This is a genomic window from Williamsia sp. z71 (assembly GCF_059553375.1).
In genome coordinates this window covers 691,251-705,237 of the sequence record NZ_JCANWX010000001.1, presented here as the reverse complement: position 1 = coordinate 705,237, position 13,987 = coordinate 691,251, and the positions used below count along the sequence as shown (strand labels likewise).

General features: G+C 63.7%; 8 protein-coding genes. All 8 read right to left on the bottom strand.

What is annotated here, in order from left to right; translation table 11 throughout:
* Positions 1 to 3 precede the first annotated feature (3 nt).
* A complete protein-coding gene (locus AC51GR_RS03015) occupies positions 4 to 3,960 on the bottom strand; it encodes a DNA-directed RNA polymerase subunit beta' (protein ID WP_496323144.1) in 3,957 nt (1,318 codons plus the stop codon).
* 40 nt (positions 3,961 to 4,000) lie between these two features.
* Positions 4,001 to 7,507 carry a DNA-directed RNA polymerase subunit beta gene (gene rpoB, locus AC51GR_RS03010; RefSeq protein ID WP_496323143.1) on the bottom strand — a complete coding sequence of 1,169 codons (3,507 nt, stop codon included), beginning with the start codon at positions 7,505 to 7,507 and terminating at the stop codon, positions 4,001 to 4,003.
* A gap of 236 nt (positions 7,508 to 7,743) precedes the next feature.
* Entirely contained in the window at positions 7,744 to 8,460 is a 717-nt protein-coding gene (locus AC51GR_RS03005; protein ID WP_496323142.1) for a hypothetical protein, read from the bottom strand.
* A complete protein-coding gene (locus tag AC51GR_RS03000; RefSeq protein WP_496323141.1) occupies positions 8,460 to 9,077 on the bottom strand; it encodes a hypothetical protein in 618 nt (205 codons plus the stop codon). The genes AC51GR_RS03005 and AC51GR_RS03000 overlap by 1 nt, the downstream gene beginning before the upstream one ends.
* A 46-nt stretch (positions 9,078 to 9,123) precedes the next feature.
* A complete protein-coding gene (locus AC51GR_RS02995) occupies positions 9,124 to 10,365 on the bottom strand; it encodes an MCE family protein (RefSeq protein WP_496323140.1) in 1,242 nt (413 codons plus the stop codon).
* Positions 10,362 to 11,651 (bottom strand): MCE family protein, encoded by a 1,290-nt coding sequence (locus tag AC51GR_RS02990; RefSeq protein WP_496323139.1) that lies wholly within the window; start codon positions 11,649 to 11,651, stop codon positions 10,362 to 10,364. Before AC51GR_RS02990 ends, AC51GR_RS02995 begins: the two co-directional genes overlap by 4 nt.
* Positions 11,651 to 12,910, bottom strand: coding sequence for an MCE family protein (locus AC51GR_RS02985; RefSeq protein ID WP_496323346.1), 1,260 nt, complete (start codon positions 12,908 to 12,910; stop codon positions 11,651 to 11,653). Before AC51GR_RS02985 ends, AC51GR_RS02990 begins: the two co-directional genes overlap by 1 nt.
* Positions 12,910 to 13,944: an MCE family protein gene (locus tag AC51GR_RS02980; protein ID WP_496323138.1), complete on the bottom strand. Its 1,035-nt coding sequence runs from the start codon at positions 13,942 to 13,944 to the stop codon at positions 12,910 to 12,912. Before AC51GR_RS02980 ends, AC51GR_RS02985 begins: the two co-directional genes overlap by 1 nt.
* Positions 13,945 to 13,987: the final 43 nt, after the last annotated feature.

The window sequence follows — 13,987 nt, the reverse complement described above, 5'->3', positions numbered from 1 at the left end:
TACCTAGCGGTAGTCGCTGCTGAATCCGTAATCGTCCAGCGGGACAGCCGCACCCGAGGGGGCACCGAAGGTGCCGTCCGGGCTGTAGTAGGTGTCGTCGTAAGACGGCACCGCGTACGCAGCTGCACGTGCTTCTTCGGTCGGCTGCACCTGGATGTTCCGGTACCGGTTGATACCGGTTCCGGCCGGGATGAGCTTACCGATGATCACGTTCTCCTTGAGGCCGACGAGCTTGTCGCTACGGCTGTTGATGGCCGCATCGGTGAGCACGCGAGTGGTCTCCTGGAACGACGCCGCCGACAACCAGGACTCGGTTGCAAGCGATGCCTTGGTGATACCCATGAGCACCGGACGTCCGGCAGCGGGCTCGCCACCCTCGGCCACGACGCGACGGTTGGCCGCCTCGAACTCGGCCCGCTCGGTGAGCGAACCGGGCAGGAACTCGGTCGCACCGGAATCGATGATCGTCACGCGACGCAGCATCTGACGAACAATCGTCTCGATGTGCTTGTCGTGGATCGACACACCCTGGCTCCGGTAGACCTCCTGGACCTCGTTGACCAAGTGGATCTGCACCTGACGGGGACCCATGACACGCAGGACCTCGTGCGGATCGGCAGCACCTTCCATGAGCTGCTGACCGACCTCGACGTGATCGCCATCGGCGAGCAGACGCTCGGTGCCGTCGTCGTGCTTGAAGACACGCAGACGCTGACGCTTCGAGATCTTGTCGTAGACAACCTCTTCCGAACCGTCGTCGGGGATGATCGTCATCTTGTAGAAGCGATCGTCGTCCTCGAGACGGATCCGGCCGGAGACCTCGGCGATCGGGGCCTTGCCCTTGGGGACACGGGCCTCGAACAGCTCCTGGACACGCGGCAGACCGCCGGTGATGTCGTCACCGACACCACCCTGGTGGAACGTACGCATGGTCAGCTGGGTACCGGGCTCACCGATCGACTGGGCCGCGACGATACCGACGGCCTCGCCGATGTCGACGAGCTTGCCGGTGGCCATCGACCGTCCGTAGCAGGTGGCGCAGACGCCGGTGCCGGTGCCACAGGTCAGGACCGAACGGACCTTGACCTGCGAGATGCCGGCCTCGAGCAGAGCCTCGATCGCGGGATCACCGAGATCGAATCCGCGCTCGATGATGACCTTGCCGTTGGCGTCGATCGCGTCCGCGGCCAACGTCCGTGCGAACGTCGACGTTTCGACGTGGGCATCGCGGATGAGCGAGCCATCGGCCTGACGCTCGGCGATGACCGTGTTGATGCCACGCTCGGTGCCACAGTCGGTCTCACGCACGATGACGTCCTGCGAGACGTCCACCAGACGACGGGTCAGGTAACCCGAGTCGGCGGTACGAAGCGCGGTGTCGGCCAGACCCTTACGGGCGCCGTGCGTGTTGATGAAGTACTCGGCGACGGTCAGACCCTCGCGGAACGAGGACTTGATCGGACGCGGGATGAACTCACCCTTCGGGTTCGTCACCAGACCCTTCATACCCGCCAGCGAGCGGATCTGGGTCATGTTGCCCGCGGCACCGGACTGCACGATCATCGGGATCGGGTTGTCGTCGGGGTAGTGCCGCTCCATGTCGGTACCGACCTCTTCGGTGGCCTGTTTCCAGATCTCCACCAGTGCGTCACGACGCTCGGCAGCGGTCAGGGCACCACGCTGGAACTTGCGCTCCAGACCATCGGCCCGGTCCTCGTACCGTTCGAGGATTTCACCCTTGTTCGGCGACACGAGCACGTCGGACATCGCGATGGTGACACCCGAACGGGTGGCCCAGTAGAAGCCGGCGTCCTTGAGCTTGTCGACGGTCTGCGCGACGACGATCATCGGGTAGCGCTCGGCCATGTCGTTGATGATCGTGGCCTGACGCTTCTTCGGCATCTGCTCGTTGACGAACGGGTAGTCGTTCGGCAGGAGCTCGTTGAACAGCACGCGTCCCAGAGTGGTCTCGACAGTCCACGGGGTGCCGAACTTCCAGCCCTCGGGGAACTGCTCGCGCTCGATCGCCCGGGTCGGACGCTGATGCGTCAGCCGGACCTTGATCGGAGCCTGAACACTGAGCACGCCACGGTCCACGGCCATCTGAGCCTCGGACGGTGTCGAGTAGACACCGCGCTCGACGTCGTCGCCGGTCGATGCGGTGTACGCGCCGACCGCCTCGGGCTTGAGCGTGGTCAGGTGGAACAGACCGGTCACCATGTCCAGACGCGGCATGGCGAGCGGACGGCCCGATGCCGGCGACAGGATGTTGTTCGACGACAGCATCAGGATGCGGGCCTCGGCCTGCGCCTCGGCGGACAGCGGCAGGTGCACTGCCATCTGGTCACCGTCGAAGTCGGCGTTGAAGGCCTCACACACGAGCGGGTGCAGCTGGATGGCCTTGCCTTCGACCAGCTGGGGCTCGAATGCCTGGATGCCCAGACGGTGCAGCGTCGGCGCACGGTTCAGCAGAACCGGGTGCTCGGCGATGACCTCTTCGAGGACGTCCCACACGGCCGGGCGCTGACGCTCGACCATCCGCTTGGCGGACTTGATGTTCTGCGCCTGGTTCAGGTCGACGAGACGCTTCATCACGAACGGCTTGAACAGCTCGAGCGCCATCAGCTTGGGCAGACCACACTGATGCAGCTTGAGCTGCGGGCCGACGACGATGACCGAACGGCCCGAGTAGTCGACGCGCTTGCCGAGAAGGTTCTGACGGAAACGACCCTGCTTGCCCTTGAGCAGATCGCTCAACGACTTCAGCGGGCGGTTACCCGGTCCGGTGACCGGACGGCCACGACGGCCGTTGTCGAACAGTGCGTCGACGGACTCCTGCAACATCCGCTTCTCGTTGTTGACGATGATCTCGGGGGCACCGAGATCGATCAGTCGCTTGAGGCGGTTGTTGCGGTTGATCACGCGGCGGTACAGGTCGTTCAGGTCGGACGTGGCGAAACGGCCACCGTCGAGCTGGACCATCGGACGCAGCTCCGGCGGGATCACCGGCACGGCGTCGAGGACCATGCCCAGCGGCGAGTTGCCCGACCGGTGGAACGCTGCGACGACCTTGAGGCGCTTGAGGGCGCGGAGCTTCTTCTGCCCCTTGCCGTTGCGGATCGTGTCGCGCAGGATCTCGACCTCGGCGGCGATGTCGAAGTCCTCGAGCAGACGCTTGATGGCCTCGGCACCCATGGCTCCGGTGAAGTACTCGCCGTAGCGGTCCTGGATCTCGCGGTACAGCTTCTCGTCGATGATCATCTGCTTGGGAGCAAGCTTGACGAACTTGTCCCAGATCTCGTCGAGATCGTCGAGGGCGCGCTGCGCGGTGTCACGGATACGGCGCATCTCGCGCTCGCCGGCATCCTTCACCTTGCGGCGGGCATCGGCCTTGGCGCCTTCGCGCTCCAGCTCTGCCAGGTCCTCTTCGAGCTTCTTGGCACGCTCTTCGAGATCGGCGTCGCGCTGATCGGCAACGCCTTTCTTCTCGACCTCCATCTCGGCCTCGAGCGTGGACTTCTCGTTGTGGCGCAGTTCGTCGTCCACAGCGGTGATCACGTAGGCGGCGAAGTAGATGATCTTCTCGAGATCCTTCGGCGCCAGGTCGAGCAGGTAACCCAACCGGCTCGGCACACCCTTGAAGTACCAGATGTGGGTGACCGGTGCGGCCAGCTCGATGTGACCCATCCGCTCACGACGCACCTTGGCGCGAGTGACCTCGACGCCGCAACGCTCACAGATGATGCCCTTGAAGCGCACGCGCTTGTACTTGCCGCAGTAGCACTCCCAGTCCCGGGTGGGACCGAAGATTTTCTCGCAGAACAAGCCGTCCTTCTCGGGCTTGAGCGTGCGGTAGTTGATCGTCTCCGGCTTCTTCACCTCGCCGAACGACCAGTTGTGGATGTCGTCGGCCGTGGCCAGGCCAATCTTCAGTTCATCGAAAAAGTTGACGTCGAGCACTATTTACCTTTCAGTAGCTCAGTCAGAAAAAGCGGAGTGATCAGTTGGCCAGGTCATCGACGGTGGCGGCTTCGTTGCGCGAGAGGTTGATACCCAGGTTGGCCGCAGCCCGCTCCAGGTCCTCGTCGTCGCCGTCACGCATCTCGATGGCAGCACCGTCGGAGCTGAGCACCTCGACGTTCAGGCAGAGCGACTGAAGTTCCTTCAGCAGCACCTTGAACGATTCGGGGATACCCGGTTCCGGGATGTTCTCGCCCTTGACGATCGCCTCGTAGACCTTCACGCGGCCGACAACGTCGTCCGACTTGATGGTCAGAAGCTCCTGCAGCGTGTACGCCGCACCGTAGGCCTGCATGGCCCAGCACTCCATCTCACCGAAACGCTGACCACCGAACTGCGCCTTACCACCGAGCGGCTGCTGGGTGATCATCGAGTACGGACCGGTCGAACGCGCGTGGATCTTGTCGTCGACCAAGTGATGCAGCTTGATGATGTACATGTAACCGACCGAGACCGGGTACGGGAACGGCTCGCCACTACGACCGTCGAACAAGGTTGCCTTGCCGTCGGCGTTGACCATCACATCGCCGTCGCGGTTCGGAAGCGTCGAGGCCAGCAGGCCCGTCAGTTCCTCTTCGCGAGCGCCGTCGAACACCGGGGTGGCGGTGTTCGTGTTGGGCTCCACCGAGAGCATGTCCTCGGGCAGCTTCGACGCCCACTCCGGCACACCTTCGGCGACGTTGATGTTCCAACCGGTCTTGGCGATCCACCCGAGGTGGGTCTCCAGGATCTGACCGATGTTCATACGACGCGGCACACCGTGGGTGTTCAGGATGATGTCGACCGGGGTGCCGTCGGGCAGGAAGGGCATGTCCTCGGCGGGCAGGATCTTGCCGATGACGCCCTTGTTGCCGTGGCGGCCGGCGAGCTTGTCGCCGTCCTGGATCTTGCGCTTCTGGGCCACGTACACCCGGACCAGCTCGTTGACACCGGGAGGCAGATCGTCGTCGTCATCACGCGAGAAGACGCGGATGCCGATGACCTTGCCGGTCTCACCGTGCGGAACCTTGAGCGAGGTGTCGCGAACTTCGCGAGCCTTCTCACCGAAGATGGCGCGCAGCAGGCGTTCTTCCGGGGTCAGCTCGGTCTCGCCCTTCGGCGTGACCTTTCCGACCAGGATGTCGCCGTCGCGGACCTCGGCACCGATGCGGATGATGCCGCGCTCGTCGAGATCGGCGAGCACCTCATCGGAGACGTTCGGGATGTCCCGGGTGATCTCCTCGGCACCGAGCTTGGTGTCGCGGGCGTCGATTTCGTGCTCTTCGATGTGAATCGAGGTGAGCACGTCCTCTTCGACGAGACGCTGGCTCAGGATGATCGCGTCCTCGTAGTTGTGGCCTTCCCACGGCATGATCGCCACGAGAAGGTTCTTTCCGAGGGCCATCTCACCGTTCTGGGTACACGGACCGTCCGCGAGGACCTGTCCGACCTCCACGCGCTGACCCTCGTCCACGATCGGACGCTGGTTGGCACAGGTGCCCTGGTTCGAGCGCGCGAACTTGCGCATCTGGAAGGTGTCGCGGGTGCCGTCGTCTGCCATCACGGTGATGTAGTCGGCGGAGACCTCTTCGACCACACCGGCCTTGCCGTTGATGATCACGTCACCGGCATCGACAGCAGCACGGAGCTCCATGCCGGTACCGACCAGCGGCGACTCGCTGCGAACCAGCGGCACCGCCTGACGCTGCATGTTGGCACCCATCAGGGCGCGGTTGGCGTCGTCGTGCTCGAGGAACGGGATCATGGCCGTGGCCACGGACACCATCTGCCGCGGGCTGACGTCGAGGTACTCGACCTGCGACGAGGTCACGAACTCGACCTCGGCACCCTTCTTACGGACCAGAACACGCTCATCTGTGATGACGCCATCGGCACTGAAGTTGGTGTTGGCCTGTCCGATGAGGAAGCGATCTTCTTCATCAGCCGTCATGTACTGGATCTCGTCGGTGACAACACCGTCGACGACCTTGCGGTACGGGGTCTCGATGAAACCGAACGGGTTGACCCGTGCGTACACCGACAGCGAACCGATCAGGCCGATGTTCGGGCCTTCCGGGGTCTCGATCGGGCACATCCGGCCGTAGTGCGACGGGTGGACGTCTCGGACCTCGAGGCCGGCACGCTCACGGGACAGACCACCGGGGCCCAGCGCCGACAGGCGGCGCTTGTGGGTCAGACCCGACAGCGGGTTGTTCTGGTCCATGAACTGCGAGAGCTGCGAGGTTCCGAAGAACTCCTTGATCGCGGCGACCACGGGACGGATGTTGATCAGGGTCTGCGGCGTGATGGCCTCGACGTCCTGGGTCGTCATCCGCTCGCGAACGACACGCTCCATGCGGGACAGGCCCACGCGGATCTGGTTCTGGATGAGCTCGCCGACGGTACGCAGGCGACGGTTGCCGAAGTGGTCGATGTCGTCGACCTCGACGGGGACCTCTACACCACCGGGCACGGTCATGGTGCTGGTCACGTTGGGGTCGGCCTCGTGCAGACGCACCAGGTACTCGACGGTGGCAACGATGTCTTCTTCGGTCAGCACCGGGGCGCCGGCCATCGGGTTCTCGACCAGACCGAGCTTCTTGTTGACCTTGTAACGGCCGACCTTGGCCAGGTCGTAACGCTTCTCCTTGAAGAACAAGTTCTCCAGCAGGGTCTGCGCCGACTCCTTGGTCGGGGGCTCGCCCGGGCGCAGCTTGCGGTAGACCTCGAGCAGTGCCTCGTCGGTGCCGGCGGTGTTGTCCTTCTCCAGCGTCGACATCATGATCTCGGAGAAGCCGAAGCGCTCCTCGATCTGCTCCTTGGTCCAGCCGAGCGCCTTGAGCAGCACGGTGACCGACTGGCGGCGCTTGCGGTCGATACGAACACCGACGGTGTCACGCTTGTCGATGTCGAACTCGAGCCAGGCGCCACGACCCGGGATGACCTTGACGCTGTGCAGGGTCTTCTCGGTGGCCTTGTCGATGTTCGCATCGAAGTAGACACCGGGGCTACGGACCAGCTGGCTCACGACGACACGCTCGGTGCCGTTGATGACGAAGCTGCCCCGGTCGGTCATGATCGGGAAGTCGCCCATGAACACGGTCTGGGACTTGATTTCGCCGGTGTTGTTGTTGATGAATTCGGCGGTGACGAACAGCGGAGCCGCGTAGGTCATGTCTTTGTCTTTGCACTCCGCGACAGAGGCCTTGACCTCGTCGAAACGCGGGTCGGAGAAAGACAGCGACATGGAACCGGAGAAGTCTTCGATCGGGGACAGTTCGGCGAGGATGTCCTCCAGACCGCCGGTGGGGTTCTCAACGCCGCGAGATGCAGCGCGCTCACGCCATTCCGCGGAACCAACCAGCCACTCAAAGGACTCGAGCTGCACATCAAGCAGTCCGGGTACTTCCAGTGGCTCGCTGATCTTTGCGAATGAGGCGCGCCGAGGCGCACCTGGAATGGTTGAGGTGGACTGGCGGGTGACTGCCAAGATATGTCCTTCCAACACGAATAACTCGTAGTGCCCTAGTGGTGTTTCGCTGCTGTACAACCTGGTCAACGGCGATCACCGGAACACCACAGGCTCTGTGGTCGGAAGGTGAAATCGTGAGGTGGACAGGACGCAGCCAGCGCAACGTCCAACTGTACCAGAAAATGGGCGCACGTAAACAACCCCACGGAGTTACTGCGAACAGACTGCAACCAAGAAGGCCCCGCGTCAAGAGGAACGCGCGGTTTTAGAGGTTAAAAATCAGAGATGCGGCTGATCAACCACTGGCCGTCAATCTTCTGTAGTCCGAGTTCGGTCCGGGCCTGACCCGGTCCACCCATCACCGCGACACCCTGCTGGGTGGTGCTGATGATCATGGTGGTGATGACGGTCGCATTCGAGTCGTCCATATGGCTTACCGCAACCATGTCGACCTGGCATTCGGCGCCCTGTCCGCTCTGCGCCGCAAGGTCTTTGGTCGTGGTTTGATAGTCGTTGAACTGCGTCAACGCCTCACCGGTCAGACCTGTCTTCGCGTTGTTGGCCCAGTCGTCGAACTTCGTGGGATCCACCGACAGCACTGCACAGATCCGGTCACCGGCCTGGGCCTTGAGTGCACTCGTCTCCGAGGCGTTGGTGAATGCGAGGTTCGATCCGGTCTCCGAGACGCCGGGCTTGAACGCCGCGATGATCGCGAACACCCCGACCACGAGCGCGATGCCCGCGACCACGGCCACCTTGCGCCACGTCAGGAAGCCCGATTCGGGGGTCGGGGCCGACGGCGCGGCCGGGCGGGCCTTCGGCGATGCCGCGGTGGAGCCCTTCGCCGCGCCCTTGGTCAGCGAGACTGACTTGTCGTCGCCGACGTCCGGCGATTTGGCGGCCGCATTGCCGGTGGACGGTCCGCTACCGGCAACCCGCACCTTGCCGCGGGGCGCACTCGGACGGGCCGGCTTACGTGGTCCGGTCATCAGTTACCCCCTGTTGTCGGGGCGGTGGTGGTCCCGGCCGGGTCCTGCAGCCCGATCGCATCGATCGACTGGATGTCCGAGGCCTTCCACCCGCCGTCGACATCCATCACATCAACGGAGAAACCCATGTTCGACGTGGTCGGCTGGGCACCCGGAACGGCACTGGTGACATCCACATAGACGAGAACCTTGGCGGTCTTGTCCTCTTTGTTGAACTCCACCACACCACTGCGCTTGATCACGGACGTCAGAGTGGCGGTGTTGTCGCCGTTCTCGTCGACCTGCTTGGTGAGTGTCTCGAAGTCTTCGGCGGTGATCTGCGTGCGGGCCTTGCCCGTCAACGACGAATCCACCTGCTCGCGAAATGCCGTCAAATTGTTCGGATCGATGTTGGTGACGTTGAGGATCACCTGCTCGGCGCCGTCCTGTGCGTCGTCCCGGACCTCCTGGGCGTTCTGGACACCGAAGAAGGCGGAATCGATCCACCGGTAACCGAAGTAGCCGGCGCACACCACCGCGGCCACGAGCGCGACCGCCGCGAGGGCAGCACAAACTCGTAGCCACAGTTGCTGCGAACCGAGATGTCGCTTGCCGCCGGGCTCAGAAATCGTAGTCATCGCCCGCCAAAGGTACACACGTTTGCTGAAAGCCTTTGTACTGCCATCACTTCTCGCGCACACCGAGCAGGGCGGCGATCTGCTCTGCGATCGGATTCAGGTTGAGGCTGTCGGGCATCTTCTTCGGGTTGTTGTCCCACGGCTGCGGCGTGTTCGGGTCGGCGAACTGGGCTCGATCGGCACTTCGCACACCGGTCGGATTGCCCTGCGCCACAGCACAACTGGCCTCGGTGTTGAACGGGAAATCGTCGTAGTTGGGATCGAAGTCGGGGTTCTTGGCCTTCTCCGCCGCGATGATCGCCTCGGTGCTCTCGTATCCGACCGTACAAGCCGGCGGGTTGTTCACCTCGAGCACGATTCCGAAGTGGATGGTGCCGTCACCGGGGGTCGGGCCGTAGCTGCCGCTCGACAGCGCGGAGAGCAGCGCGAGCGCCGGACTGATGCCGTAGAACGTGGGAGCAACCGTGCGGACGTCCTCGGCGAGATTACGGACCACCGTCGTGATGTCACCACCGCTGTCCTGCAACAACTGCGAGATCTCGGTGGCACTGGCGGTACCGGTGGTCAGCAGTCGGCGGATCGCCGGATCCGAGGCCTGCAGCGTCTGTGTCACCAACTCGAGATTGCGCGACCACGCCAGGATCTCGTCCGACTGGTCGGCTTGCGTGCCGAGCACGGTGTCACTGTTTTGGATCAGCGAGATCGTCTGCGGCAGATTGTCCAACCCCGCCTCCGACAGGCCGGCCAGTGAATCGACCAGCGACTCCAGATTGTCGGCATTGCCGTTGAACGCCTTGCCGAGTTCTGTCACCACGGTTTGCAGATCGTCCACCGGGACCGTGCCGGTGAAGTCGACCGCGGACTTCAGCACATCCTGCAGCGGAGTGGGGATCTGTGTGTCCGTGATGACCGATCCGGCCTCGAGATACGGCCCGGAGTTGTTCTTGGGCCGCAGATCCACATACTGCTCGCCGATGGCCGACCGGTTCGCGACAACCGCAATCGCCGAGTCGGGGATCTTCGGGCCGTCGGAATCGAGGATCAACTCCACCTGCACACCGTCCGGCTGCAACGACAAGGGCCCGACGCGACCGACCGGCACACCGCGGTAGGTGACCTCACCGTTGGTGAAGATGCCGCCGGAATCGGGGAATTCGGCCTTGACCGTGTACGAACCCACACCCACCAAGCGGTCGAGGCGGGCGTAGGTGGCACCGACGTAGATCAGCGCGATCAGCCCGACGACCACGAAGACGATGAGCTGCCATTTCGCGACCTTGGAGATCATCCGATCCCTCCGTTCGCATTGGTCAACAGATTCAACGGCCCCTCGATGAAGCTCTGGCTACCACGCTCTTCGGGCATCAGCGCGTACTGCCCACCCGATGGCGGGGTGTTCGGTCCCGGCCGCGCATTGGGCAGCGGCAGCAACGTGATGGTCGGCCATCCCAGGCGCGGTCCATTGCCGTTGTAATACGGATTCTTCGGATCGACCCTGGGTGTCGGCCCGGTCTTCGGGGGGCTGTACACCGGTTCGCCCTGACCGACCCCGAGTGCCTCGAGCTGATTGAGCAGTCGGAGGTCGAGGTTGGCGAACAGGTTGGTCGAATCACCGATCACGGCGGGCAACAGGTTGTCCGGGAACGGATAGGTGAACAGCAGCGGTGCTGCGGTGATGATGTCCGGCGCGGCCTGCGCCAGTGCCTGGAGCGTGGGACGCAGTGCCCGCAGATCGGTGATGATCTCGTCCCGGGCGGTCCCCAGGACCGCGACACCGGCCTCACCGAGGCTGTCGAGCTGTTGGAGCATCGTGACGAACTGTGGCCTCTGCTCCTCGAGAACCTGGACGCCCTTGGGCAATTCATCGAGCACCCGGTTGATCTGGTCGGTCTGGGCGCGGGCCCGGTTCGAGAGCGCGTCCAGTCCGTCGAGCGCGGTGACGATGTTGTTCTTCTGCTCGTCGAGGCCGTTGATCAGGCGTGCGGTCTCGTCGAGCAGTCCCCTGACCTCGGTCTGACGGCCGTCGAGCGCGGTGTTCAGCTCGTCGACGATCGGCTTGAGCTGCGCGACACCGCCACCGTTCAGCAGCAGCGACAGCGCACCGAGGACTTGCTCGATGTCGGTCGCGGTGCGGGTGCGGCAATCTGCGTCGCCGACACCCGGACACCCGATGACCTCGGAAGGATTCTGCCGGGGCAGATCTGCGTTCTCCTGCGGATCTTCCAGTGCCACATACTTCTCACCCAGCAAGTTCGTCTGCTGGATCTCGACGCGGGCCTGATCGGAGAGATCGACGCGGTTCTGCACCTCGATGGTGACCTCGGCCGTCCATTTGTCAGGCGCGACCTTGATCTCCTGGACCCGGCCCACCTGCACGCCGTTGAACTTGACGGTCGACTGGGGCACCAGGTCGAGCACGTCGAGGAACTGGAGTTTGTACGTCCGCGGGTTGTCGCCCAGCGCCGCACCACCGGGCAGTGGAACCGACTGAAGTCCCTGGGTACCGCAACCACCCACCGCGATCACTGCAGCACCGACCAGCGCTGCCGTGCCCGCTTTCAACCACCGGTTCATCAGTTGCCACCCAATCCCGGCGCCGGGGTACCGGGCACCGTTCCCGGGACCGGACCACGATTCTGCTGGTTCTCGTTGCTCATGATGCCGAACGGCAGATTCAGCGTCGGCGTCGTGATGCCGTCGTTGATCTGGTCGGCGACGTCGCGGCACTGGTCGATGATCGGGCGCAGGGTCGAGCTGAACTGCTCGAACGCCGGGTCACCGGGCTTGAGCTTGCCCAGGTCGAGCAGGCCACACTGCGCACCGAGCAGGTTCTGCAATTCGGGCAGCGTCAGATGCAGGTCGAGTGTTCCGGACTCCGCGTTGTAGGCGTTGACCAGGTTCGACAGGGTCACCGGCAGCACTTCGAGAATTTCCTTCTGGTATTCCTTGGTGTCCACCAGCATCTGGGTCGTCGGGATCAGACCTTCGACCGCGTCGCCGAGCGCCTCGCGGTTGTCCTGCACGAAGCCGGCGACATCACCGAGCGCCACCGACAACTTGTCCAGAGCGGTCCCGAGTTGTTCACGTTCTCCGGCCAGGAAAGTGTTGAACGAGGCCATCTGAGTGTTGAAGCGGCGCACCTGCTGATCGTTCTCGGCCAGCATCCCGACGAAACTGTCGAGATTCTTGATGGTGTCGACGATGTTGCCGCGCGAGTCGTTCAGCGTGTCCGCGGCTTGCGAGAGGCCGCGGATCGTCTGACCGAGCGCCTCGCCGTTCTCGCCCAGGTTCTCCGCACCGGTGGCCACCAGGTCGGTGAGTGCACCGTTCTTGTTGGCCCCTTCCGGACCGAGCGCGGTCGACAGTTTCTCGACACTGGCGTAGAGCTCGTCGACCTCCACCGGAACCATCGTCTTCTCGACGGGCAGGCTGAAGTTCTTCGGCGCCTTGGGGCCCTCGGTGTACACCGGGGTCAGCTGTACGTAGCGGTCGGCGACGACCGACGGGGTGATCTGCGCGGCGCCGACATCGGCCGGCAGGTCCACGTTGCCGTCCACCCGCATCTTCACCCGGACCTGGTCGCCCTGCGGCGTCACGTCGGTCACCCGACCCACGGCCACCCCGAGCACCCGGACGTCGCTGCCCTCGTAGATGCCGACGCTGCTGCGGAAATCCGCGGTCACGGTCGTACTGGTGACGCGTTTGAAGACCCACCACAACGAGCCGGCGATCAGCAGCGCCAGGATCAGCGCGATGACGATGAACACGATGTGTTTGGGGGTGAACCAGCGCCCGGGTCCCCGGGTGCCCTGGAGATCGCGTGCCGTGCTCATCATCGGCCGGCCTCCGTTCCGCCGCTGGTGAGCGTTGTCGTGTTCAAGACCGGGAGCCGCGTGGTGTTCTGCTGCGGCAGGGCCGGCGGCAGGATGTTGGTCACCACGGAGTCGAACCAGCGGCCGTTGCCGAGCACGTTGGTGTAGAGCCGGTAGAACGGGGCCATGTAGGTCAAGGACTGTCGCAGGTTCTCGTTCTGGTCCTGCAGGATCACGATCACCTGCTTGAGGGTTTCGAGCGTCGGGCCGATCTGTTCCTGGTTGTCTTTGACGATGCCCGACAACGCATCCGACAAGGTGATCGTGCTCGACAACAGGGTCGAGATCGACTGCTGCCGGTTGTTGAGTTCGGTCAGCAACTCCCCTGCACCGGAGATCAGTCGTTCGAACTCGTTGTTCCGGTCGGCCAGGAGTTTCGACGTGTCCTTGGTGGCCGCCAGCAATTCCTGCACCTTCTCGTCACGGCTTGCAATGGTCTCCGAGAGCCGGGTCAGACCGTCGAGCGACGACCGCAGGTCGGCAGGCGTTCCCGAGAATGCGTCCGAGAGCGTGCGCATGCTCTTGGCGAGCTGGTCGGTGTCGAGTTCGTCGACCTGTTCGGCGGCGTCGGAAAACGCTTCGATCACGTCGTAGGGCGACGTGGTGCGACTGAGCGGGATGACGTCGTCGGGGTCGGCGATCTTGCTGCCCTGCGGATCGAGTGCGATGTACTTCTGTCCCAGGACGGTTTTGATCTGGATGGACGCCTTGGTCTGATCACCGATCCAGGCGTTGTTCACCTGCATGTCGACCCGGACCTTGTCTCCGTCGAGCTCGACGGCACGCACCTCACCGACCTTGACGCCGGCGACCCGCACCTCGGCGCCGGGTTTGAGACCGGCCGCCTCGGAGAAGTTGGCACCGTAGGTGACACCGGCCCCCAGGAGTGGCAACGAGTTGAGGAAGAAGGCGGACGAAGCCACCATCAACAGGATCAGGATGCCGAGAAATCCCACGGTGACCGGGCTTCTGCCCTCACCTGGTCGTGCACTCATTGCCTCACCTCCCTACCGTGCGCCGTCCTGCGTGTTGTCATGT

What these genes read in the sequence shown, in the direction of transcription:
- AC51GR_RS03005 (WP_496323142.1), bottom strand. Translation starts at nt 8,460, where the DNA reads ATGACCGGACCACGTAAGCCGGCCCGTCCGAGTGCGCCCCGCGGCAAG.
- AC51GR_RS03000 (WP_496323141.1), bottom strand. Translation starts at nt 9,077, where the DNA reads ATGACTACGATTTCTGAGCCCGGCGGCAAGCGACATCTCGGTTCGCAG.
- AC51GR_RS02995 (WP_496323140.1), bottom strand. Translation starts at nt 10,365, where the DNA reads ATGATCTCCAAGGTCGCGAAATGGCAGCTCATCGTCTTCGTGGTCGTC.
- AC51GR_RS02990 (WP_496323139.1), bottom strand. Translation starts at nt 11,651, where the DNA reads ATGAACCGGTGGTTGAAAGCGGGCACGGCAGCGCTGGTCGGTGCTGCA.
- AC51GR_RS02985 (WP_496323346.1), bottom strand. Translation starts at nt 12,910, where the DNA reads ATGAGCACGGCACGCGATCTCCAGGGCACCCGGGGACCCGGGCGCTGG.
- AC51GR_RS02980 (WP_496323138.1), bottom strand. Translation starts at nt 13,944, where the DNA reads ATGAGTGCACGACCAGGTGAGGGCAGAAGCCCGGTCACCGTGGGATTT.